This is a genomic window from Rheinheimera sp. SA_1, assembly GCF_001669775.1.
In the GTDB taxonomy this organism is placed as follows: domain Bacteria; phylum Pseudomonadota; class Gammaproteobacteria; order Enterobacterales; family Alteromonadaceae; genus Pararheinheimera.
In genome coordinates, this window is the sequence record NZ_LXWK01000015.1 from 96670 (window position 1) to 121069 (window position 24400).

16 protein-coding genes are annotated in these 24400 nt (G+C 50.8%); 4 read left to right on the forward strand and 12 right to left on the reverse strand.

Annotated features, from left to right (window positions below):
• Positions 1 to 86 precede the first annotated feature (86 nt).
• From A5320_RS07770 to A5320_RS07795, 6 genes are all read right to left on the reverse strand, one after another.
• A complete protein-coding gene (locus A5320_RS07770; RefSeq protein WP_082971625.1) occupies positions 87 to 2552 on the reverse strand; it encodes a TonB-dependent receptor domain-containing protein in 2466 nt (821 codons plus the stop codon).
• A 291-nt stretch (positions 2553 to 2843) separates the two neighbouring features.
• A complete protein-coding gene (locus A5320_RS07775; RefSeq protein WP_068063263.1) occupies positions 2844 to 3800 on the reverse strand; it encodes a ZIP family metal transporter in 957 nt (318 codons plus the stop codon).
• Positions 3801 to 3966: 166 nt separating this feature from the next.
• Entirely contained in the window at positions 3967 to 6192 is a 2226-nt protein-coding gene (locus A5320_RS07780; protein WP_068063265.1) for a winged helix-turn-helix domain-containing protein, read from the reverse strand.
• A gap of 16 nt (positions 6193 to 6208) precedes the next feature.
• Positions 6209 to 8602, reverse strand: coding sequence for an alpha/beta hydrolase family protein (locus A5320_RS07785; RefSeq protein WP_197490033.1), 2394 nt, complete (start codon positions 8600 to 8602; stop codon positions 6209 to 6211).
• A gap of 188 nt (positions 8603 to 8790) precedes the next feature.
• Positions 8791 to 11523: a TonB-dependent receptor domain-containing protein gene (locus tag A5320_RS07790; RefSeq protein ID WP_197490034.1), complete on the reverse strand. Its 2733-nt coding sequence runs from the start codon at positions 11521 to 11523 to the stop codon at positions 8791 to 8793.
• A gap of 301 nt (positions 11524 to 11824) precedes the next feature.
• Positions 11825 to 12955, reverse strand: coding sequence for a metallophosphoesterase (locus tag A5320_RS07795; protein WP_068063270.1), 1131 nt, complete (start codon positions 12953 to 12955; stop codon positions 11825 to 11827).
• A gap of 288 nt (positions 12956 to 13243) precedes the next feature.
• Here A5320_RS07795 and A5320_RS07800 point away from each other — a divergent pair, with 288 nt between their 5' ends.
• Positions 13244 to 13594, forward strand: coding sequence for a putative quinol monooxygenase (locus A5320_RS07800; protein WP_068063272.1), 351 nt, complete (start codon positions 13244 to 13246; stop codon positions 13592 to 13594).
• Positions 13595 to 13620: 26 nt separating this feature from the next.
• On the opposite strand, the gene A5320_RS07805 is transcribed toward A5320_RS07800, so the two are convergent.
• A complete protein-coding gene (locus A5320_RS07805) occupies positions 13621 to 14559 on the reverse strand; it encodes a sodium-dependent bicarbonate transport family permease (protein WP_068063274.1) in 939 nt (312 codons plus the stop codon).
• Positions 14560 to 14714: 155 nt separating this feature from the next.
• Here A5320_RS07805 and A5320_RS07810 point away from each other — a divergent pair, with 155 nt between their 5' ends.
• Positions 14715 to 15665: a LysR family transcriptional regulator gene (locus A5320_RS07810; RefSeq protein ID WP_068063276.1), complete on the forward strand. Its 951-nt coding sequence runs from the start codon at positions 14715 to 14717 to the stop codon at positions 15663 to 15665.
• Between the two features lie 14 nt (positions 15666 to 15679).
• Here A5320_RS07810 and A5320_RS07815 read toward each other — a convergent pair whose 3' ends face one another.
• Positions 15680 to 16516, reverse strand: a complete 837-nt coding sequence (locus A5320_RS07815; RefSeq protein ID WP_197490035.1) for a substrate-binding periplasmic protein — start codon at positions 16514 to 16516, stop codon at positions 15680 to 15682.
• Between the two features lie 201 nt (positions 16517 to 16717).
• Here A5320_RS07815 and ltaE point away from each other — a divergent pair, with 201 nt between their 5' ends.
• The gene (gene ltaE / locus A5320_RS07820) at positions 16718 to 17833 is read left to right on the forward strand and encodes a low-specificity L-threonine aldolase (protein WP_068063280.1); all 1116 of its coding nucleotides are present in this window, start codon (positions 16718 to 16720) and stop codon (positions 17831 to 17833) included.
• Between the two features lie 25 nt (positions 17834 to 17858).
• Positions 17859 to 19718: an ABC transporter ATP-binding protein gene (locus tag A5320_RS07825; protein WP_068063281.1), complete on the forward strand. Its 1860-nt coding sequence runs from the start codon at positions 17859 to 17861 to the stop codon at positions 19716 to 19718.
• 241 nt (positions 19719 to 19959) lie between these two features.
• On the opposite strand, the gene A5320_RS07830 is transcribed toward A5320_RS07825, so the two are convergent.
• The 4 genes from A5320_RS07830 to dcd form a co-directional block, all read right to left on the reverse strand.
• Positions 19960 to 20538 (reverse strand): glutathione S-transferase family protein, encoded by a 579-nt coding sequence (locus A5320_RS07830; RefSeq protein WP_068063282.1) that lies wholly within the window; start codon positions 20536 to 20538, stop codon positions 19960 to 19962.
• A 110-nt stretch (positions 20539 to 20648) separates the two neighbouring features.
• Complete coding sequence (locus A5320_RS07835; protein WP_068063283.1) at positions 20649 to 22457, reverse strand: DUF3300 domain-containing protein; 1809 nt, start codon at positions 22455 to 22457, stop codon at positions 20649 to 20651.
• Positions 22458 to 22619: 162 nt separating this feature from the next.
• The gene (locus A5320_RS07840; RefSeq protein ID WP_068063285.1) at positions 22620 to 23528 is read right to left on the reverse strand and encodes a DMT family transporter; all 909 of its coding nucleotides are present in this window, start codon (positions 23526 to 23528) and stop codon (positions 22620 to 22622) included.
• Positions 23529 to 23809: 281 nt separating this feature from the next.
• Complete coding sequence (dcd, locus tag A5320_RS07845; RefSeq protein ID WP_068063287.1) at positions 23810 to 24400, reverse strand: dCTP deaminase; 591 nt, start codon at positions 24398 to 24400, stop codon at positions 23810 to 23812.

Genomic DNA, 24400 nt, shown 5'->3' on the forward strand with positions numbered 1-24400 from the left:
ATGTAGCTATTAAATCGGGCGGACTCACCGATGGAAGTCCGCCGTCGACATCGTCAGCACAAATAGGCCTGCGCTATTTACAACGCTTAGAACGTAACGTTGACACTCAGCCACAGGTTACGGGCTTTGTCTTTGTTATTAAAATCATCAACATAACTACCGGCATAACCACCACCGGCCACTGGTGCGAACACCGTGTTGTATGAAGTGAAGTCGATATCAAACAGGTTGTTAATCCGGACGTTGAAGGTCACCGCATCTGACGCTTTGTATGACGCGCCTAAATGGAACACTTCGTAGTTTTTGTAAAACAACTCTTTGTTTAGGGTCGCATCAAAACCACGGTAGCGTTTCGAGCGCACTTCGGCCGTTAAAAACAGTTTCAGTAAGTCAGTCGCTGCGTAATCCAATGTGGCGTTGGCCATATGGCGCGCGGTATTGGTCAGTGGTAACCCTTTGCTGGCACCGCTTTTTTGCTCGGAATCGGTCAAGGTATAGTTGGCGCGCAGCGTTAAATCGTACGGCAACTGATAAATACCAGCCAGTTCAGCACCCAGAATATCGACCCGGTCAATGTTGATTTTTTGCGAGAACGACACATAACCTAAATCAGCCCAACCGGCCCCAACGTCAGCGCAGCGTTGACCTGGTTTGGCAATATCACAAGGTGGAATGGTATCGCCACCGTTGGAAATTTTATCGTCAAATCTATTGTTAAAAATGGTGGCGTTAAAGCTGTGGCCATCATCGTGCGCGTAGTACACAGCCACTTCAGTATTGACGCTGGTTTCTGGCGTTAACAATGGGTTACCCACGCCAGGGCTTACCCCCTGACCGCCGAATTGGACAATACCCGGGAATAAATCACTGGTTTTTGGTGTTTTATAACCGGTGCTGACACCACCTTTGATGGTCCAGCTTGGGTTGACCGTCCACACGCTGTACAAACGCGGGCTGACTTCGCCGCCAAAGACGTTGTGATCGTCATAACGAATACCGGCAGTCAGCACTACATCTGGCAACACTGTCCAGTTATCTTCGGCGAACAGCGCCCACATCTCGTGTTTTTGCACTGTGCCTTCGACATAACCATCACCGTACATGCCAAATACGCTGTCTTCCATCTCACCGTCAATCAACTGACCACCGGTGACTACCAGATGGTTCTCAAATGGAATATCGATTTTAGCGTCCAGCGTATATTGGTTGGTGGCTAAGGTACGGGCATCACGTGGTAAATACGACAACATTTGCTGATATTGCGCGGCAGATAAATTGGCCTGCATAAAGGCCATTTTCGCCGCTTCACTTTGGCTGGTGAAGGTGGTGGATTTAATCGAATCGGTGCGACCACTCAAAAAAGTTGGCACACAGTTCAATGCGGCGTTATTTTTACCACCGGCTTTTAAACAAGCAGCATTCCAAAGCCCTTGTAAACCGTTACGCTCGGCCACGGTGTAAGGTAAAGTCCGGCCCAGGTTGCTGGTATCGACGCCGGACAGGCTAATGTTGCTGCGAATATCACCCTGCCACTCGCCTAAATGTTGCAGCGCCCATTGTTCACGGCCAAAACGTTGATCTTTGGCATAACCAGCGCGTGGCTGAATAGCGGCGTTGACGATGCGCAGCATGGCGTCGAAGGTATCTTCAGTGCCTAGCTGATTGCCATCGTTGTCGTATTTTTGCTCGGAGTTATCGTAGCTGAAAATCACCGTGTGTTTGTCATTTGGCATGTAGTTCAACGTGGCACCGGCTGACCAGTTGGTGTTATCCACCGTTTTACCACCACCGCCAAAACCTAATTCGCGGCTGACCCAATTGCCGTCCGGATCCATCGCCGGTGCATATTCCGGATCTGATGCGTCACGTTCGTACACATTACCGCGTAGTGCTAAACCTAATTGACCTGGCAACAAAGGCGTAAACAGACTGAAATCGGTGGTGGTATCATCGCCGAACACTGATTCTGACTGCACAGTACGGCTGTGCGAGAATGCACCAACGGTTTTATCGGTAATTTTCTTGGTGATGATGTTAATCACACCACCTAAAGCATCTGCGCCGTACAAAGTCGACGCCGGGCCACGGATCACTTCCACCCGCTCCACCGCCGACAATGGCGGAATATGGTTAAATTGGTTGCCACCAAAGCTGTTCGGGTAAATATCACCATTATTATTCTGACGACGGCCATCAATCAAAATCAGCGTGTAATCTGAACCCATACCGCGCATCGACACTGTGCCCTGCCCGGTTTTGTCACGGGTTTCGCCGATATCAACACCTTCCAGTTCCCGTACTACATCCAACAACGTGGTGTAAGGACGGGTTTGCAGTTCAATGCCGCTGATCACCGAAATACTGGCTGGCGCATCCACCACTTTCTGTTCAAAACCTGACGCAGTCACCACAATCCGCTCAATTGCGGCATCGCCACTGGCATTGGCTTCAGGCTGCACTGCAGCGTAGACAGCTGGGGCATAAGCAGCTGGCAGACCCAATAAGGCAAATTGCAAGGCGATGGCGATCCGGGCGGGTTTGGACTTGAACATGAAGGACTCCTGTACTGCGATTAGAGACAACAATAAATTGCTGAAATGACAATAAGTTAAAATAAATTTCGCTAATGATAACCATTATTAGTTGCATTTCCAATGTTTATTGCGAACTATTTGCATTCAATGATGTCTGGCAGGCGGGATATTAAGGTCGCGGCGAACACTGCGACCTTCAACGAATTTGTGATTGATCAATAGCTTTGGTGATAGCTTTGATGGCAGATACTGATTGTTAAAGATGGTTGTCGTTTAAAGATCAAGATGGCTAAAAACAGCCAGCGGCGCTCACCCCAACGCCGTGTCCAGCACCATCATCAGGATAAAACCTACCATCAGCCCGATGGTTGCTGTGGTTTGATGACCATGGCGATGAGTTTCCGGGATCACTTCATGCGACACCACAAATAACATGGCGCCAGCAGCGGCACCCAGCCCAATCGGATAGGCCAAAGCCCCACCGCCGGAAAGTCCAACCCCAATCACGGCGCCGATAGGCTCCAGCAAACCAGTGGCTGCGGCAATCAGTACCGCACGCCATGTTGGCATGCCAATCCGGATCAACGCCAGCGCTACCGCTAAGCCTTCCGGAATATCCTGAATCGCAATAGCCGAAGCCAGCGGCATTCCCACTGCCAAATCATTCATGGCAAAACCAACGCCAATCGCCATCCCTTCCGGCAAATTGTGAATAGCGATGGCAAATACAAACAACCACAACCGTGGGCACTGTTGATGACCTGGGCCACAAGGTCCGGTTTTAGCATGTTCATGCGGGATAAAAGTATCAAGCCCCAGCATCAACAGCACGCCAAGGGCAATGGCTGCGGCGACCGGGAATGAACCGGACATAGCAGATCCCAATTGCAACTCTGCTGCGGCCAGCCCTGGCAAAATCAGCGAAAAAGCACTGGCGGCCAACATCATGCCAGCGGCAAAACCCAATAAACCATCTTCCATACGCTGCGATAATTGTTTGAGCCACAAGGCTGGTAAGGCGCCTAAAGTGGTCGCCAGAAAACCTGCGGTGCCGCCCAGGACTGCGTAGAAAAATGCCTGACTCAACTGGGTTTGTGGCGCTAGCCCCGGCTTCGCTTCAATAAAAAAAGGCAGCAGACTTTGCCAAATCGACCAGCCCATCAACAAAAGAATCAGCGCAAAACTGGTTGCCAGTAATGGATGCTTTTTAAACTGCGCCAGCCAGATAGCTGGCCAGCTCACAGCTGTGGCAACAGATTGGGTCATGGATACTCCGGTGAACTTTACAGAGAGAGTACAGCATAACACGCAAATGAGATTAATTCTCATTTGTAAAATTGAGTTGAACACTTACTTTCAGACAGGCGTCTGGCAACCGTTCTCAAAAAGCAGGCTGCGGCCGGTTGATAGACGAACTGCTGCTGGTGAGCACTTATTTCAGCAACGGATGCTCTAGTTTGACAATATCAGCACGTGGAAAGGCCGCCAGTTCTAACAAGAGTCGTTGTTGTTGAGGATCGTAACTAATAGTGTTGTGAGGAAAAAGTTGCTCCGCTGGTAACAGCTGCAGTTGTTGCACCTTGCCGGTTTGCCGTTCAAAGCGACTCAATACCAACTGATTGGGTTTTTGCTGCAGGAAATAAACATCCTGCCCCACCAGCGTCCAGGCGTATTTCGGCGAAAATTGCTCGCCTGACACCACTTGTTGTTCTTTGCCATCGGGTAGTAACAACCACAAACCTTGATTGGTACCTTTGGTAAAGTAAAAACTGCCATCGTCGGCGATGCGGGAAAAAATTCCACCTTCCCGCGTCAACCGACTGATCTGACCGCTGGCCAAATCAATCCGATGGAGATTATTGCCGCTGGTGTAAACCACCGCTTGATCATCCGGCCACCAACTCGGCCGTCGATGCGAATTGGCGCCGGTAGCCAGTGTGGTCAGTTGCCCGGTGTTCGTATCCAGCACCGTCAGCCGGTCATTTTCTTCACCGGCAAAACGGGCGACAAACACCACTTTCTGGCCATCATTCGACCAGCGCGGATTTTTGACGATGCCATGCAGCTGCGTCAGTTGTTTCGGGTTGGACATATCCGGAGCTGCCATCCAGATTTCCATATAACCTGAGCCATTGCTGACATACACAATCGCCTGGCGCGCTGCGCTGTAATCCGGGCTTTCGTAACGTTCATCCGAAGCTGTCAGCGGAAATAACGCTCCGGCCATCCCGGCTTGCAACGGCAAATAGGCCAGTTGCGAGGCGCTGTTCAGCCGGTGAAAGTACAACACTCCATCTGGCGTGATCCGGCTATGCCCGGCAAAATCAGCAACACCTAAATCTTCGCGGCTGCCACTTTGAATATCCAGCAATAACGCTTTGCGTTTGCCCTGCCGTGAAGCGCCATACACCAACCGACGGCCGTCCGGGTGCCATTCCATACCAAGAATATCTTCTTCACTTTGGGTCAGTTGCGTTTCTTCACCGGTCGCCAGTTCGTGCAAATAAATTTGTTCGGACAAGGCATTACCACGGCGGGTCATCGCCAGATATTTACCGTCCGGTGAAAAGGCTACATCCCGCACCCGGTGCTGACAGTTACGTTTGCAGGGCAGCGCCACTGGCTGGCCTTCACTGTTTTGTAAATCGAGCTGATACAAGCTACGGCCATCGTCGGTGACGCTGCCGTTAAACAACAGAAAACGACCATCCGGCGATACATCCAGATAGACGGTACTATGCCTGCTGCAACTGGCTAGCTTTTTACTGGACAATGTCACAAGGTCAAGCTGCATGATCTGACAACGGCCGTAAACGGCGGTCGTCGTCGAATAATATAAATAGCGGTTATCGCGGCCCCAAACCGGCCGGCTTTCATTGTCATTGGTAAATGTAAGCTGTTTAAACTGCTGCTCCGGGCTTTGCAAATCCATCAGATATAAATCGCTGGCCTGCTCAAACTTGCGCCAACTGAAAGCCAGATAACGGCCGTCATCCGACAACGTCGGAAATACCGCCCTGCCACTGCCATGGGTCAGCTTTTGTTCTTTCACAGGGTTAGCCTTGGTTAAACACCACCAGCTACCGGCCGTGACCAATAGCACAGTGCAGAGCAGCATCACCAACCAGAAGCGGTTGCGGTTTGAACGATGAAACAGCTGTTGGGATTTATGTTGAACATCTGTAGTTGATGGCGTTTTAGGATCTGATTGCATCTGCGACATGCCGTCCAGGCTGCGAATGGCATCAACCGGCGCCGGCGAAGCTTCTTTGAACTCAGCCACAGTCAATGGATCAATCAATTGCGCTGGCTGATGCAGCCGGTAGCCTTTTTTGCGGACGGTAGAAATCAGTTCCTGCGGGGCAAGTTGCTGTAATTGATGACGCAATTGCCAGATGGCATTGGTCAGCGCTTTTTCACCGACATAATGATTACCCGCCCAAACAACATCAATCAACTGTTCACGACTAACCAGCTTTGGATATTGCTGCACCAAAAACTGCAACACTTCCATCGGTTTTTGCTGAATAGCCAGCGTCGTCTGATCGGGCGCTGTCAAAGTCAGCGCCATCGGATCAACGTGAATGCCCGCCAGCATAAAACAAGACGTCTGGGTTTTCAGTGGCTCCGCCATATCGTTATCAGTTACTAAATTCACCGCTAATGTACCAATTTCAACGCGTTACAACAACAGCACTGGCCTTGCGAGGTTGGGGTGCTAAGTGTTGCTGTAACCACTGATATTGCTCGGCCAACAACTGGCGCACCGACTCCTGCGCCTGATAATGGTGCCCTTCATAGGGTAATAACACCAGCCGGCTTGGTTTACCCAGCCCGCGTAGCGCCGCAAACATCAGTTCCGATTGCTGTGGCCTGGTACCGGAATTGCTGTCGGCTTCACCGTGGATCAGCAATAATGGCGCGGTGATTTTATCGGCGACCAGATAAGGCGACATCGCTAAATAGAGCGGTTGTTGTTGCCATAAATTTCGGTGCTCGGACTGAAAACCAAAAGGCGTCAAAGTCCGGTTATAGGCTCCGCTGCGGGCAATGCCAGCGGCAAATAAATCGGTGTGTGCCAGTAAATTGGCCACCATAAATGCGCCATAGGAATGACCGCCAATGGCAATATTGCCGCGCTTTGCCACACCAAGCCGCTCCAAAACTGCGACCGCCGCTTCAGCGTTGGCAATCAGCTGTGGCAGATACTGATCATTGGCCAGCTTTTTGTCGGCAGCCAAAATTGGCATCGTCACTTTATCAAATACCGCAAAACCAGCAGCCGCCAATACTGCCGCGTTATTGGCCGACAACCCCGGATAGTTCAGCGGATGTGGCACTGCGGCCTGCAAATCCTGCTGACTTTCATATTCACGCGGATAAGCCCAGATTAAGGTTGGCAGCGGACCTTGTGAGCGCTCGAAACCTTTGGGCAAATACAAGGTTCCGGACAACTTGGTGCCATCAACGCGCTCAAAGCTGACTTGTTGTTGCTCAACACCGGCCCAACTGGCCGGTAAAACTGCTGCGGTTGTTAATTGAATTTGCTGTGCTGGAAACCAGCGCCACAAGGCTGGCGGCAGTGTTGGCGATTGTCGCTCCAGCAGCACACTTTGATCAGAAAATACTGCTTTCACCTGCTCGCGAACATGGAGCTGACTTTGCCACACCAGCTGTGCCGTTTGACTGGCCACCGGTTTAGTCCGGTCATAAGCCCACAGTTGTTGTTGGCGCGCTGGCGATTCACGTTTTAACAACAACTTTTGCTGCTGCCAAACCAAGCGGGACTGCTCCTTATCATAGGTGGTTAAAGGTGTACCGGGATAGGCCTTGCTAGCTATGCGCTGTTGATACCATAAAGTCAGTTTGCCGCTATTAAGATCCAGCCAACTGGCACGTTCCACCCCGGATTTTTCTTCCAGCAATAACAGTTGCTGCGACGGGCCGCTATGCACCTGCTCCAGTCGCCACGGCAACGTCGCCAACAGTTGTGGCGTGCTCTGCCCTGGTCGCCATAACCACAAAGTGTCGGCCTGCCGCTTTTTCTGTCGCAATTCGCGCCAGAGCAAGGTTGCAGGAGCATCTGCCAGCCACTGGACGGCTCTGGCGCCTTTACGGGTTTTTCGGCCTTCATCTAACGGCTGTGATGCTAAATCGGTATGTTGTCCAGTCGCCAGATCGAGTACCTGGCGATCAATCGCAAATCGGTCTACCCGACTTTGGTAGGAATAAGGTAATGGCAAAGTTGCCAGCAATAAATGTTGCCGGTCCGGTGACAACTCAAAATGCTGTAACGGCTGCGGCGCGGTCAGCTTTGTTGGCTGCAGTTTTAAATCAAACTGCTGCACCGTGGCACTTAACAGTGCCGCAAACAGCTGTTGTTGCTGCTGGGTTTTTAATAACAATTGTATGGTACGTTGTGGCTGGCGCTGGCCGTCACTTTGCGGCACCGATTGCTGTACTGACGGCTCCAGCTGTTGCTGCATTAAATCCGCGGGCACCGGCTCGGCCACTGGTGCAAGCACACTTTGACTGTCACTGGCCCACTGATACCAAACACCGGTGATGGCATTGATCGGCAATGCTGTTGCTGCTAACGCAATGTTCGTAGTTAAATCCGGCACGCGCTGACCGGTGTGTAGATCCAGCAGTTGCAGTTGCAACTTGTCAGCGTCTGCCTGCAGAAAGCTCAGATAACGGCTGTCAGGGGAAAACTTCGGCGCCAGAAAAAAACCAAGTTCCGGCGCCTGAATATGATGGATAACCGTTGCAGCATTCGACGACTGCAGACTAAAACCGGCAAACCGTGGTTCTGAACTTAGTAAACGTCGTTTGACATCTATGGCGATACCCGCCAGGCCACGCAGCGCAATTGTATCCGCCTGCAGCGCGGCAATCGTCGGCCGGGCGACCGGCGTTGCCTGCAATAACCAACGTTGATCCGGCGACAACTGACTTTGCGCCGGTTTCGGTAAATCGACCAGCGCATCCAACTCAGCTATCGGTCTGGCATACGGATCTGCCGCAACAGACGTTGCAACAGCAGCTGTCACAGCACAGGCAAACAACAAACTCCGGCTTAATCCTTTCCAATTTGAGCTTGGCACAAGTATACATCTCGGTTTTTTGTATTCATCGGGGATGACCTGTGGGTTGCTTAGATAAATATCGCCCACAGATCTGCAAAATCTGTCTAGCAGTGGGATCAGCAACGTGCTGATCCCACTCATTCACGAACCCACTTCAGCCGGCGTGATCAGAAACTGTACTGATACGAAGCATAAAAAGTACGACCCACGATGTTGTAGCCGCTGTTTTCCAGAAAATACGGATGTTCGTTACGACTTGGGTGACCTTTATCGAACAACGGTGGCATGCTGTCGGTCAGGTTGTTGATGCCGACCGTCAGCTTGTTGTGTTGATCGATGCGATAGCTGCTGTTGAGGTTCACCCGTTCAAACGGACTTAGCTTGCTCCAGACTTTTTGCTGGTATTCTTTGCCAGCCGCATCTTTTAACGTCCAGTCATGTTCGCCTTCACCGGTGCCAAGGTAGTACCAGCTTAAGTTGACGCTCAGGTCCTGCAAGTTCCAGCGCAGGGCCACTTCGCTTTTCCAGGTTGGTAAATAATCGTCTTTGGTTTCTTCTACCCGTGGACTTTCAGCAAACGCCTGATATTCCTTTTTCGCGGTATAAGACAATTTTGGTGTCAGTTTCAGACTGCCATAGTCGCCCAAATCCATTTTATAAGTCAGCTCAGCATCAATGCCCTGCGATGATTCATAAGCACTGTTGATGGTGCCACTGCGGACACAAAACACATCTTTGTAAGTCTGACCATCGGGCTGTTGCAGTAAATAACCAATGCCACTGAGTTCATTACAGTTATTCGCTTTGCCGGTCATGTTGTAGATTGGATTTTCCAAAATACGGGTACTGCTCTGGCTATACACTGCGCCTTCCAGCGACACCCGCCAAACATCAATACTGCCACTTAAATCGTCGGTAAATTGGGTGACAACACCCATGTTAGCAAATTTGCCTTTTTCTTCCGTCAGCGCAATATTGCCGGCGCTAATTGATTCAAAACTGTCATCCACACCCACCGGATGTGCCGGATCAACTTTGATGGTGGTTTCTGAAAAAGAGCGGCTGACCCCGGCATACATCCGGTGTAAATCTGGCGCCCGGAAACTACGCCCCACATTCAACCGGACCAACACGTCATCAGTTGGCTGATACTTAAAGCCAAGCTGTGGTGTGGCCGCACCGCCAACATCAGAACGGTCATCATAATAGTCGTAACGCACGGCAGCACTCATTTCCAGCGCCCCGATGGAACTGTCGGCACCCAACAACGGCACAGCAAATTCAGTTGCGGCGGCATAACGTTTACGCTCGCCACGGCCTTGAGTACCGCCCTGACCTAACAAGTTACCGCTCGTGGTATTGATATCTTTTAAATCGAAATACCATTCGCGGGCCCATTCCACTGAGTTGGCAAACTGCACAGTACCCGCTGGCATATCGAATAAATCGCCGGTCAGTACTGCCGACAGCTGATTCAAACCAGAGCCTGCGTCAGTCAGGGTTTCAGCGTACAGTTTGTCCTGCTGCGCCTGAGTCATCTTGTCCATCGGATACCATTTATCCGGATTGGCTGAATCAGCTGGGTTTAAGCTAATCACTTCCAATAATTTATCCGCCAGCATTTGGTTGCGGCCCTGGCGGGTAAAAGTACTTTTGCCGTAAGCCCAGCCAAATTCCAGTTGATAGTCGCCCACTGCGCCCTGCAGGCCAATGGAGCTGGTCAGGCTTTGCTGCTCACCGGTGTAATCGCGGGTCTGGCCATAATCGTCTAACCGGCGATACACCCGGAACTCACGCCGACTGGCAAAATCATTGATGTTGTAGCTGTATTTGCCCGGATTATTGCGATCCATATAAATGGTCGGGCTGATACTCTTTTGGGCATTACCACGGTTGGTGGTCTTGTCACTCGCCTGTAATAAACCACTTAAGGTCCAGTCATTGGCAAGTTCAGCCTGATGATTCAGCACTAAGTTGTATTCTTCTTTGGCGGTTTGCATACCTTCTTCGGCAAAGCTGTTGTAGCGACATTTATAACGACTTTCCGCTGGATTCCAACTGCCAAATTCACCAAACAAATCAGCACATTGCTGCTCAGTTGCCATCACATATTCGTCTTTGTGATAGGCCTTGTTGCGATCGCGGATGTAGCCGGAAGTTGAACTGAACGTACCGACACCATCGGGACCAAAGCCCGCGGTGATATCACGCTGACCAGCTCTTAACATCTCTTCATCAGTGTATTCCAGTACCAGCACTGTTTCGCCGAGTGTAGAGCTGATACCGCTGGTGAACGACAGTTTGCTCTTATCACGACCACCGTGCTGCGGGTTTTCATGCCGGGCTTCCAGCACCGAGCCTTCATATTGTTTTTTCAGAATGATATTCACCACCCCGCCAATCGCATCGGAGCCATAAATGGCCGAAGCGCCGCCAGTCAAAATTTCAATCCGTTCCACAGCACTGGAAGGAAAAGTTGAGGTGTCGACAAAGTTGGTCGAGCCGCCGGTGGCCGTTGGGTATTGCGGAATACGTTTACCATTGACCAATACCAAAGTGCGGTTTTCGCCCATACCACGCAAATTGATGGTACTGGCGCCCTGAGTCCAGCTCGATTCGTTGCCTTCGACGGTGCGGCCAGCGTTACCGATACTGGCCTGCAGAATTTCTTCAACATTGCTAAAACCGCTCATCTCGATATCGATGGCACTGATCACCGTGACCGGTGCGACACCTTCCATGTCGGTGCGCTTAATTCTGGAACCGGTGACTTCAATCCGTTCCGGAATTTTGTCATCGGCCGTAGCAGTGTTTGGCGCCACTTGCGCCATGGCCGGTAACCAGCAACTGCCCAGCAGTGCCGTGCCGATAATTTGCGCGATCAGGGTTTTATTATTCATGCTCATGTTCCTGTTTTAATTTTATGTTCCGCTGTGATTCATGTGTCAAATACAACTATCCAACAAAAAATGTCATTCATGACAGGCGCTCATTTTGCCACTTTGCTATGAATTAGCAGCGCCTGATTGACTTGTGCTGTTTTGCGGTTGCAACTTGTAGCAAGTCAAAATGACAACTCAACAGGTACCAACTCCATTTGTTACCTTTTTCTCTCTTTTTAATATCTTCTCTACTTTAAACAATTAGTTACCATGGAAAAATTCGCCAGTCACCCCTTGTGCAGTGGCTACGTAGCCTGCGTTAATCACTGGCCGGTGCGACATAAGTCGTTATTGGCAACCGGTCACCATTTAAAGTGCCGCGCATAAACTGCCCTTGCGTCATACCCGGCAACTGCCACAACAGCAGCTCTCCGCTTTCACCCTTTTTAATATTACTGTCGAGCGATATCACCTGTCCGCCCTGATGTGAATAAATTGCGTCCATACTAGTGTGGCCAACAATCACCCGTCGGGCATGCAGTTGCTGCAGCAATTGACCCAGTTCTTCCTGGCTGACGGCGCCTTTTCCACGAAAATAACCGCGATACCAGATCGGGCCTAACGAGCCATATAAAAACTCCAGCACCGGTTGTTGTTTTACCGCTGCTTTGTCTAATCCCAGCGAAGCCCGGTAATGTTCATTGACTTCCGTCATCGATAGCCCAAGCGCCAGGTAATCAGGATGGAGTCCGGCATGCACAAACAGACTGTCATTGACCTGCACCAGCACCGGCCGGCTACGCAACCAGTCACCGAGCACAGAATCAGCGCTATACAGTTGCTGATAACTGGTACCGAGCACCTGCTCTACCTGCTGATATTTGTCGTTCAGGTACCGTAAGTCACCTCGTAGCACCATGGTTTCGTGATTCCCAAGCAACAAATGCAGCTGACCGCCGGCCTCGCGCGCCTGTTGTTCCAACTGGTATAAAAACCACAGAATTTCAGTGACGGCAGGCCCGCGATCCATCACATCACCAGCAATGACCAGGTGACCATCGCCAAACAGCCAGTGCTGCTGTGCGTCAATGATACCGTGTTGTTGCAGCAATGCTTGCAGCAGATGAAACTGGCCGTGAATATCACTGAGTGCCGCCAGTTTTGGCGCGCTGAATTTGACCATTGGCAAAGGTTCAGCCCGATCGCGGATTTGCAGCGGTTTGGCATATCCACACCGCGGAGCTAATAAAGTGCTTTTGGCTTGCTGCAATTGCTGTTTTTCGCCATCACAGACCCACAGCGCATTGATAGTTTGCCCATGTTCGAAAAACACATAAGGTCCGTCTTGCACCTGCGACTGCTGCAAATGTAGCGGCCAATCGAAAAACCAACTCAGCCCTAGCCCTGCCTGTAACACCAGCGCCAGCAGCAACCACCCTTTTTTATGCATAACCAATCCTGTACAACTTGCTTTTGCCCTGACTTATCCGCCAAAGCAGTGATGTGCCTGAGCATCAGTGAACGGCCGCCGCAATACAACAGCCGGGGCTGGTGTGGGTCTCCATTTGGCGCCGATTTGTTCTCTATTAATATCTATTGCTTAAATATCAATTAGATAGAAATTTATTTATCAAGGTATTTCCGCTAAGTAGTAGCGAACACTTCAACAAAGCCTGGCTGACAGCTGCCACTTACTGGAGTACACTCGAGCGGTTTTGAATACCTGGAGGAATTTTTTATGTCAAAAAAAGTCTATTGCCTGGCACAGTTTTTACCTAAAGAAGGTCAGGAAGCGGCGTTATTTCAGGTGCTGCAGCAGCTGGAGCCAAATACTTTAAGGGAAGACGGTTGCCTGCAATACCGTGTCACCCGTCACATCACCAGCCCCTTTGCCCAAGGCACCAGTTATCCAATCGTTTTTAATGAAATCTGGGCTGATTTGGCAAGCTTCGAAGCGCATTGTCAACGCGCTGAAATTAATAACTTTTTTGAAAAGTATTGTTTAGCCGACGATGGTTTGGCTCAAGCCTGGAACGTCTGCGTTTATTCAGACGAACCGGCTGATTTTGATGCGCCAAAGCTAGGATAGTTTAAGTGGCGCGAGGCTAGAGCGTATTATGAGTTCAGATAAAACCAGCTCAACCACTGCTGATACACCGGGATCCCCACTAACACATTCACCGGAAAGGTAATCCCCAGCGCCGCCAATAACGCCAACCCGATATTGGCGCTGGGAATAGCCGCGCGAATAGCTGCCGGCGCTGCAATATAAGAAGCGCTGGCGGTGAGCGCCGTCAGCACCAAAGCACTGCCATGCGGTAATTGTAACCAAAGCGACAAACCAATCCCAAGCCAAGCCAATGCAAAAGGCGCTACTGCGGCGAAGGCTAATAAACGCCACTGCGCCAGCGGCAAGGGTGAACAAGCGCGCGCCGTACACAAGCCCATTTCCAGTAAAAACAGCGCCAGCATGGTTTTAAAACCACCAAACAACACCGGAGTTAACGGCGCCAGGCCAGCAGGGCCATACAGCACGCCAATCAACACACCACCACCTAACAGCAATACACCACGGCTGGTCAGCGACTCACGCAAAATGCTCCAGGTACTGCCCTCACCGCTTAGTTTTTGATGCAACCACAACATCCCGACGATGGCCGGTAATTCTAGTACCACCAAATACAAGGTTGTTTCCGGGCTCAGCGGTAGCTGCTGAGATTCCACCAGCGCCAGCACCACCGCAAAAGTCCCGGCACTGACCGAACCATAATGCGCCGCGACACTGACCGAATCGGCCTGCGACAGACCAATCAAACGTTTCAGTAGCGGATAAAGCAACAGCGGGATCAACAACCCCAGCAAGGCGATTGGGATCAGTTTTTCTAACATGTCGTGCGAATATTGGCCATGTAACGCCATGCCGCCTTTGAGACCGAGCACCAGCATCAACATAATCGACAAGGTTTCGTAGATGGACGGTGGTACTTTTAAATCTGATTTTAACAAGCCGGCCGTCAGCCCCAGCACAAAAAACGCAATTACAATATCCGGCATCTGCTCACTCCCAATTCAACCCATGGTCGGTAAATTTCCAACAGCAGCGCTATGTTCCGAAAAACTTGGCCTGCAACCTCTCGGCTGGCGATTGTGCCGACAAATGGCTATATTGGATAATTAATTGTTTTAGAGTCAGGTATAGACAATCATCTATGGATGTCCGGCAACTGAGTTTTCGATTGTTACAAGTTTATGTGCAGGTGGTGCGCTTGGGCTCGGTCACTGCGGCGGCAAAAATGCTGCATTTGACGCAGCCAACGGTATCGTTGCAATTAAAAAAGTTAACCGAAGCTGTTGGTGCGCCACTGCTGGAATATCAGGCGCAGCAAATCACGCCCACTCATATCGGGCTGGAACTCTATCAGGCGGCTTGTGACGTGCTAGGAAGATTTGACGACTTCAGCAGTTTTCTCAGCGAAGAGCGTGATGGCAATCTTGGGCAAATCAGCCTGGGTATTGTCACTACCGCCAAGTATGTGATCCCGCAAATTCTCGGCGGTTTTTACCGCAAATTCCCCAAAGTCACAGTAACGGTCAACGTCGGCAACCGCGCGCATATTTTGTCGCGGTTTGAACGCCAACAAGACGATTTGTATTTGTTTAGTCATCCGCCAGCCGGACAAACGATGCAAGCAACACGTATTCTGAAAAACCCATTGCAGTTGATTGCGCCGCCGGATCACTGGGCCGTTGGTTTACCTAACCTGACATTTTCACAGCTGCAACAAGAGCGGTTTCTCATGCGCGAGCCTGGCTCTGCCACCCGATTGATGTTTGAATCCTGGCTGAGCAGTCAGGGGCTGGGTGTGCTGCAAACCATGCAGATTGAAAGTAATGAAGCGATCCGGCTTTGTGTGGCGGCCGGCTTAGGCTTGTCAGTAATTTCCGCCCATACCCTGGGGCAGCAGCCACAACCTTGTGCTGTGCTCAAAGTTGCAGGCTTTCCGCTGGAAAGTCACTGGTATCTGGTACGGCGTAAAGATCGCAGACTGGATGCGGCTTCGCGCCAGTTGATCCGTTACATTGGCGAGCATCTGGCAGATTGTATAGACCCGCAATGGCTGGTGCCGGATCTTGCCAATCTGCAGCAAAAATTTGAATGAACAGCGGATCAACTTCAATCTAACTGCCGGGCTCTTTCAGGTTTATTCAACGATCCCTCACCGTCCGCTTCAACATGATTGCGCGGTATTTTCCCTTCAGCCACCAGCTGTTGCAAAGTTTTGCTGATGGCTGGCAACAACTGCGGATAAGCACTTTTTTTCGAAAAACCCAGATGGGCGTACAACTCAGTGACCAGGGCAGAGTCCAGCGCAATCACCCGAAATTGCTGCTGATATTGCGGATGGCTGGCAATGACATGCAAGGCTTGTTGTTGCGGCGCTACGACAGCATCTACCCGATTTAACAGCAATAGACCAAAAGCGTTATCAAGCGTATCGGCTTCATGCACGGTCAGTTGTTGCTGGTGGATGCTTTGCAGCAAGCTGTCGGCATACACATAACCCCGTACCAAAGCCACTGCTTTGTTTTGCAGTTGCAAAAAGTGATTAATCGCCTGGTGTTTCGGGTGCAGATACAACACTTCCGGTTGTCCTTTGCTATAAGGCAGCAAATACATATAAGTCGCGCGTTGTTCACTATGGTTCAGATTAATCATTAAATCGGTTTTGCCACTGGCCATTTGTTTCAGACAACGGGCAAACGGGGTATCTAGACTGAACTTAAGCACAAAACCAGACCGCACCGCCAGTTCCCGCATCAAATCAACGGTGGGGCCATAGGGTTCAGCATTTTTGGGATACGCGTGACGATTTGGATAATGGTCGAGGCACCATTCAAGCACCGGCACATCGGAGGCCGCCAGCGAAAAATGGCTTAACAACAGCAAACTGCCAACAAACTTCAGCAAGCGATGCGATAACCGGATGGATGATAAAAAAACAGCTGCCAAAATGCTCAACCGCCAGCGTCTAGATGTCCGAAACATAGCATGCCACTGCCATCACCGCAAACCTCGGCTGCGCCCGTACTTACAACGGGTACAGCGCTCGACAGATCAGATAAATCACTCAGTTAGCCGCAGATGACTTTAGCGCCTTGCAGATTTCAGGCACACTAGTGCCGAATTTTCCTTCCTGTTCCGAGTGCAACTATGATTGATTTACGCAGTGATACCGTCACCCGCCCGTCCCAAGCCATGCAACAAGCGATGTTCGCGGCACCACTGGGCGATGATGTGTTTGGTGATGATCCAAGCGTCAATCTGTTGCAACAACAAGCCTGTCAGTTATTGGGCTTTGAGGCAGCACTATTTGCGCCCAGCGGTACCATGACCAATCTGATTGCCTTAATGAGCCATTGCCAGCGCGGCGATGAAGCTATTGTGGGTCAGCAGTGGCACACCTATAAATGGGAAGCCGGTGGCATGGCGGTGCTGGGGTCGATCCAACCGCAGCCATTAGCCCATCAACCGGATGGTTCTTTAGCACTACATGATATTTTGGCAGCGATTAAACCAGACGATCCACATTTTGCCCGCACCCGTTTAGTGGTGATTGAAAACACCACCGGTGGTCAGGTGTTGTCGCTGGATTATATGCAGCAAGTGCAACAGCTGTGTAAAGCACAAGGGCTGGCGTGTCATATCGACGGCGCGCGGATTTTTAACGCCGCAGTCGCCATTGCCTCCCAGCAACAACAAGACCCCTATCAAGTGGTCCGGCAATTAGTCGCTGGTTTTGATTCCATTTCAGTCTGTTTATCCAAAGGCTTAGGCGCGCCGGTTGGATCCTTGTTGCTTGGCTCGCATGAATTCATCGCCAAAGCGCGTCGTATTCGAAAAATGCTGGGTGGCGGTATGCGTCAGGCCGGTGTGTTGGCGGCTGCTGGCAGTTATGCCCTTGCCAACAATGTGCAACGCCTGGCCGAAGATCACCAACATGCCAAGTTATTGGCCGAAGGTTTGAATGCTGCTGTCGTTCAACATCAGTTGCAGGCGGAGTTCTCATGCCATCCGGTACAAACCAATATTTTGTTTTGTGATCTGTCACCAAAACTAGCTGATTTTCTGCGGCAGCAATTCACCGAACAAGGTATTCTGTGCACCGCTGGCAGCTATCAAAGTGCTGATGGGCAGCGTTGCCGGTTGCGGTTTGTCACGCATCTGGATGTCAGCCTGGCGCAAATTCAACTAGTGATCGCGGTCAGTCAGCAGGTGCTGGCGCACTATGCTCGTAATAATGCCCGCGATAATTCCGCAGTTTTATAATTTTCATCAGTGAGATCAGGCTTTTATGCTGCGTTTTTTTGAAAAGTTAACCAACCCCTTTCCTGCTGCCGAACCCCAACAACCGCCGCGCGGTTTATTGGCGTTTTGCCTGCATTACAGCAAAGGCATGGGTTGGCCGCTATTAGTGATGGCGACCTTAACGGCGCTGATTGCGATGCTGGAAGTGTCGTTATTTGGTTTTATGGGGCAATTGGTTGATTGGCTGATTGAAAAAGACCCAAAAACCCTGTGGCAGACTGAAGGTAAAACTTTACTAACCATGGGTTTGTTAACGGCTGTTGGTATTCCGGCGCTGATTTTGCTGCACGCAGCAGTCATTCATCAGACGATTTTGGGCAATTATCCGATGGCCATTCGCTGGTCGGCGCATCGGTATTTACTCAAACAAAGCATCAGTTTTTATCAGAATGATTTTGCCGGCCGGATTGCCACCAAAGTGATGCAAACGGCGCTGGCTGTGCGGGAAACCGCTACAAAGTTACTCGATGTGATGGTCTATGTGCTGGTGTATTTCAGCACCATGTTGTACCTGATTGCCGATGCCGATTTACTGTTAGTGACGCCGCTCCTGGTCTGGCTAGGGCTATATATTGCACTGCAATGTTATTTTGTGCCTCGGCTAAAAGATGTCGCCACCCGCCAGGCCGATGCCCGTTCTGAAATGACCGGTCGTATTGTCGACAGCTATACCAACATCAACACTATTAAATTGTTTTCGCACACCAGCCGCGAAGCTGAATACGCCAAAGACAGCATGTCGCAATTCCTGCAACCTGTTTACCAGCAAATGCGCTTGGTGACCTGGCTGACGTTCTCGGTACAAACGCTGAACTATCTGTTGGTGTTTGCCATTGGTGCGATGTCGATATGGCTGTGGACCGAACAGGCGGTCAGTATTGGTTCAATTGCCATAGCCGTCAGTCTGGCACTGCGCTTAAACGGTATGTCGCAGTGGATCATGTGGGAAGTCAGTGGTTTATTTGAAAATATCGGCACTGTAGTCGATGGCATCACTACCCTGGCGCAACCGCAACTGGTGCAGGATGTGCCTGATGCCAAGCAATTGGCGGTGTCTGGTGGCGCTATTACTTTTGCTGATTTGAAATTTAATTATGGCAAGGTTTTTGGTAATGACAGCAGTCATACCAATAAAGCCCCGGTATTAGATGGGCTGCAACTGCAAATTAAACCGGGCGAAAAAGTCGGTTTAGTCGGCCGCTCCGGCGCCGGGAAATCGACCTTGGTCAACTTGCTGCTGCGTTTTTACGATCTGGAGCAAGGTAAAATCCTGATTGATGGTCAGGATATCAGTCAGGTGCAGCAAGAATCGTTGCGCGCGCAAATTGCCATGGTGACGCAGGATACGTCATTACTGCACCGCTCAGTACGGGAAAACGTGTTATACGGCAAGCCGGACGCCAGCGAAGCTGAATTACTGGCGGCGATTAAAGCAGCCGAAGCCGACACTTTTATTGCAGATCTCACTGATCCTAAAGGTAAAAGCGGCCTCGATGCACAGGTTGGTGAGCGTGGTGTGAAATTGTCCGGTGGTCAACGGCAGCGGATTGCTATTGCGCGGGTGCTGCTAAAAAACGCGCCGATTTTAATTCTGGACGAAGCCACTTCAGCGCTGGATTCTGAAGTTGAAGCTGCTATTCAGCAAAGTCTGAATACGCTGATGGCCGGTAAAACGGTGATTGCGATTGCCCATCGTTTATCGACGATTGCGGCGATGGATCGGCTGATTGTGCTGGACCAAGGCCGGATTGTCGAAGAAGGTACTCACCAGCAACTGATTGCTGCCGGTGGTATTTATGCCCAGTTATGGGCGCATCAAACCGGTGGTTTTATTGGTTTGGATTAGAACGTGTTGACCATTGGTGTATGAATTTTGTTCATTCGAGAGCCGCCTGTTCACCAATGAAGTCGCTAACTACGCGGCTCCCGATTGAACCCTGCGGGCAGCGCTTGGCTGCCCTTTCTGCGGCGTTATCGCCCGCTCATGTAGAATAACTACACATCACGGGCGATGCCTTGCATAAAAACCAGCCAAACTACTGCAAAACTATCCACCAAAGGTCAACACGCTCTAGTTTTTTCACTGACTATCCGGCTAATCTCGGATCGGTCTGGACAACGCCAGGCCGATCTTGCGCCGCCTGCACGAATTGTTGTAATGCCGGATAGGGTTTCAAATCGGTTAACTGCCGGAATTCGGCCCAGTCCAGCAAACAATACAAACTCATCGCCAGATAGTCCCAATCATCAAATTGCCCCGCTGCAGCCTGTTGCTCCAGCACTTGTAATGTACCAACCACCCGCTCATGTTGCAGATTAAAAAACAGTTTATCGCTATGCGTATCAAAGCCGCTGCGCTGGCAAAGTAAAATTTCTACCAGCGAATCGTTCACCGCATTAATCATTGTCAGCCGGTTTTCATCGGCCCAGCTCAGCGCTGGCAGCTGCAACTTTTGGCATAAATAGCGGAAGATCACGCCGGAATCAAAAATCACCAGTTCGCCGTCCTGCAACATCGGCACTTTACGCGTTGGATTTAACTGCACTAGCGTTTCCCGACCGGCCGTTTCAAAAATATTCAGACTGATAAATTCATACGGCTGGCTGACGAGCAACAATCTTAAACGACGGACAAAGGGTGAAGACATCGAACCGAATAGTTTCATTTAAACTCCAGTGAGCAGGTGCAAAGCCAGCAGCATACACGGCTTTAAATGCAAAAAACCACTGCAAAGCGCAGTGGTTTTTATCAAGTACAGCATTTTTTACAGTTTGGTTATTCGATTGAACGGCGACTTTCGACGGTGCGTTGCCGCTCTTGCCGTCCGCCTTCATGACGGGGCATTTCCTGACGCTGTGACCGATCAAACTGGCGTGACGCCTGATAGGCTGGTTGTGACCGTTCAATAGGCCTTGGCGCTTCATACACCGGCTCTTGCCGCTCAATTGGTCTTGGCGCTTCATACACCGGCTCTTGCCGTTCAATAGTCCTTGGCGCTTCATACACCGGCTCTTGCCGCTCAATTGGCCTTGGTGCTTCATACACCGGCTCTTGCCGTTCAATCGGCCTTGGCGCTTCATAGACCGGACGTTCCTGCCGCTCAATCGGCCTTGGCGTTTCAAATACCGGACGCTCTGGTGCTTCGTAAACTGGTCGTTCTTGCCGTTCTATAGGTTTTGGCATCTCGTAGACAGGCCGTTCCTGCCGTTCAACCCTTGGAGTTTCAAGCACCGGACGTTCACGTCTGATTGGCTCAGCCGTGTCGATGGCTGGTCGCTCAACAGATTCCACTTGCTCTGGCGTACTGTAGACCGAACGCTCACGTGTCGGTTGATTGCTGTGAATAGGTTGCGTTTGATCAAGACGACCGCGCACTTCACGGCTGTTGCCCTGATGGCGACCGGCATCTACATTGATTTGGCGCTCGACAGCCGGACTGTCTGCCTGTAGGTCATTGATGACATCCTGTTCACGGGTGCGTTGACCATTGCGATCCGGACTAGCATCGCGATGCTGACGTAACCGATCACGATCGATGTCGGTGCCCGAGCGCTCATTCGTGATCACTGCCGCCCGTTGTTGCTCGGGGTATTGTTCACGAACCCGGCGATCTTCCGGCACGCTGATATTATTACGCTGACGCTGATCTGCCGCCCAACGTCGTCTTTCACCAACATCAGCTTGTTGGTAACCCTGGCCACGCATTTCGCGGGTTGGCTGATAACTTTGATGGTACACCACTCCATGGCGGTGTTTAGGATTGTGGCGCCAATGACGACGTTCTTCGTGGTGCACAATGTCACGGGGACGATAGTAATAATTCGGACGATGATGATGGTTAATCACCACAATCTGCCGTTGTGGCCAGTAAAAAGTCGAGAAATAAAACGCTGACGACACCCGGGCGCCTACGCCCCAATAGACGTAAGAACCACCTGAATAATAATCCGGATATGGCCAGTGAATGGGTGGATATTCGCGCCACATCCAGTCACCGTACACGACACGCGTGTCATAAACTGGTACATACACCACTTCCGGTGTCCGCGGCTCAATCACTATCACTTTTTCCTGACGCTGTACGGTAATGTGTTCCTGATCTTTTAAATGGCCTGCGGCATAAGCGCGTTCACGCAGCGCCTGCACCGTCGACATCAGCTGTGCTTCCTGAATAAGAAAGGCATCACCGAGTTTTTGCGTCCATTCCAGCTCATTGTTCATTTTGGTCAGCAGCGGCGGAAAGGCGACCAAGGCACGCACACTTGGATCCCAGGGCTCGTTTTCTGCAGCTTTTAGGGCTTGTTCTGAAGTCATTGCCGATTGCGCGCTGAGCCAGCGGGTGGCTTTGACAATTTCCAGCGGATAAGTGGCGGCAATTAAGATGTGCGACAACACTGTGTCTGGATAGAGGGCGATTGGCGCCAGCATCTGGTCAAGTTCAGCCTGGCTAAAAGTGACTGCGGCAGCATTGGCCTGAATAGGTGTGCCGGTGTCAGGCGTCGTTTGTGCCGAAACTGTGGTTCCGGTGAGCGCCAGGGCTAAACCTAAGCTAAGCATGGATAGGGAAAAACCGACACCGTTCATGGACAACACTCCTCACTGCCTTAGCAGTCATCACACATGGGTTGAAAATATACCCGGATCTTCAATGATTTTGGGTATAGAACTGGTCCGAAATTGCCAGTGATACCTTCGTTTATACGCGGTGCAGTCTGAACCATTTCTGAATACTGCTAGTGGCTATAATCAGCTGTCAGACGTACTTTGCACGGGCTTCTGGCGCCGCTGCCACAGGCTGCCAGGATTAAATCCGGTGACCAGCGCGGTACCGGTTAACACGGTCAGCGAACCGGCTAAAGTGTGCCAGCCAACCTGTTCGTTTAAGAACAACCAGCCCCATAACACGCCGAATACCGGAATGAGAAAAGTGACCGTTAAAGTCGAAGTCGCCCCCACTTCCTGCACCAATTTAAAGTACAACAAATAAGCGACACCGGTGCAAACCACACCCAATGCTAATACAGCAGCTGCAACACCTGGGGTAATGCTTTGTTGTACCGGAAACAATACAGTTGCTGGCAATAAACAACACAATGCGCCCCACATACTACCGTGGGCATTGGCAAAAGGTTCCACTGCTTTGGCGCGACGGGTGTAATGAGTGGCGATGCCATAACAACAGGCAGCGCTGGCCGCTGCCGCAACAGCCCACAGTGCTCCGGGTTGTAACAACACCGGGTCAAAACCAACCAGCACGGCCACCCCACTGACGCCCAGCGTCAAGCCGAATAACACTTTGGCCGAAAGTGGCTGCCGATAAAACATAATGCCAATGACGGCGCCCCAAATCGGCGCCGTGGCATTCAATACCGACAATAATGACGCTGTTAATACACCAGCGGCATACGCGAACAGCAAAAACGGCAAGGCAGAATTGATAAACCCAAGCTTCAGATAATGCTGCCAATGCTCCGCCAGCAATAACCGTTTTTTCAGCAGCAGCGCTGCCAGCAGTAAAAATAATGCCGCAAACAACACCCGGCCATTCATTAAAAACGCCGGGCCAAGCACAGGCACTGCAATCCGGATAAATAAAAACGAGGCGCCCCAGATGGCGGCTAACAGTAAAAGTCGGGCGATATTCTGTAATGACATGTCAGGCGCTTCCGCTACTTTGAGGTGGAAACTGCAACAATGTGAAGCAACAGCTGCAGTGTTAAATCGGGTAGTTATGCAAAAAAACACAATAAACAACAAAATCAACTTGCATGAGTTCGCAGATTTATCGCATAATCGCCCTGCTTCATTTTTGCTTTATTGCTTCGGCCCATGCGTTTTGCATGGGCTTTTTCATTTCTGGCGCTATGATTTATGGAGCATGGTTTTTTATGCGCCTGGACTGATAGCCTTAAAAAACCTGAGGTCAGTCAAACTATTCAGGACTGATCGTCTTGCCCAATACGACTGGCCACAGCACCGGTTTGTTGCTGATATTTGGCATCGGTTCTTTTGTTGTAAGGCCGGTCGGCTGCGCCTGTCATCAATTCGAAATTCAGCGCACCAATTTTCATCCCCGGCCGCAGCGCCAGCGGTAACCGACCACTGTTATAAAATTCCAGCACGATATTGCCAGACCAGCCCGGATCGATGCGGTGCGCAGTCACATGCACCATCAGCCCCAGTCGCGCCAAACTTGAACGCCCATCCAGCCAACCAACAATATCAGCCGGCAAAGTAACCGATTCCAGCGTAATGGCTAAAGCCAGTTCGCCCGGGTGCAGATAATATGCCTCGTCGTCGTTGAGGACCAACTCATCACTCATCACTGAATCGAGCGCCGCCTGCACTTCTTCGCGTGGCCCGCTTAAATCAATAAAAGGCGCAGCATAAGCGGTAAAACTTCTGAATTTATGGCCAAGGCGGATATCCACACTGACACCGCTGATCATGTCTTGTTCTGGCATCGGCTCGATGCAGATTTTACCTTCACTCAGGTACCGTTCGATATCGCGGTCACACAGTCTCAT

Bases quoted from the DNA above. Each gene is read 5' to 3' on its own strand.
- A5320_RS07770 (WP_082971625.1), bottom strand. From the start codon at position 2,552: ATGTTCAAGTCCAAACCCGCCCGGATCGCCATCGCCTTGCAATTTGCC.
- A5320_RS07775 (WP_068063263.1), bottom strand. From the start codon at position 3,800: ATGACCCAATCTGTTGCCACAGCTGTGAGCTGGCCAGCTATCTGGCTG.
- A5320_RS07790 (WP_197490034.1), bottom strand. From the start codon at position 11,523: ATGAATAATAAAACCCTGATCGCGCAAATTATCGGCACGGCACTGCTG.
- A5320_RS07795 (WP_068063270.1), bottom strand. From the start codon at position 12,955: ATGCATAAAAAAGGGTGGTTGCTGCTGGCGCTGGTGTTACAGGCAGGG.
- A5320_RS07800 (WP_068063272.1), top strand. From the start codon at position 13,244: ATGTCAAAAAAAGTCTATTGCCTGGCACAGTTTTTACCTAAAGAAGGT.
- A5320_RS07805 (WP_068063274.1), bottom strand. From the start codon at position 14,559: ATGCCGGATATTGTAATTGCGTTTTTTGTGCTGGGGCTGACGGCCGGC.
- A5320_RS07810 (WP_068063276.1), top strand. From the start codon at position 14,715: ATGGATGTCCGGCAACTGAGTTTTCGATTGTTACAAGTTTATGTGCAG.
- ltaE (WP_068063280.1), top strand. From the start codon at position 16,718: ATGATTGATTTACGCAGTGATACCGTCACCCGCCCGTCCCAAGCCATG.
- A5320_RS07825 (WP_068063281.1), top strand. From the start codon at position 17,859: ATGCTGCGTTTTTTTGAAAAGTTAACCAACCCCTTTCCTGCTGCCGAA.
- A5320_RS07830 (WP_068063282.1), bottom strand. From the start codon at position 20,538: ATGAAACTATTCGGTTCGATGTCTTCACCCTTTGTCCGTCGTTTAAGA.
- A5320_RS07835 (WP_068063283.1), bottom strand. From the start codon at position 22,457: ATGAACGGTGTCGGTTTTTCCCTATCCATGCTTAGCTTAGGTTTAGCC.
- A5320_RS07840 (WP_068063285.1), bottom strand. From the start codon at position 23,528: ATGTCATTACAGAATATCGCCCGACTTTTACTGTTAGCCGCCATCTGG.
- dcd (WP_068063287.1), bottom strand. From the start codon at position 24,400: ATGAGACTGTGTGACCGCGATATCGAACGGTACCTGAGTGAAGGTAAA.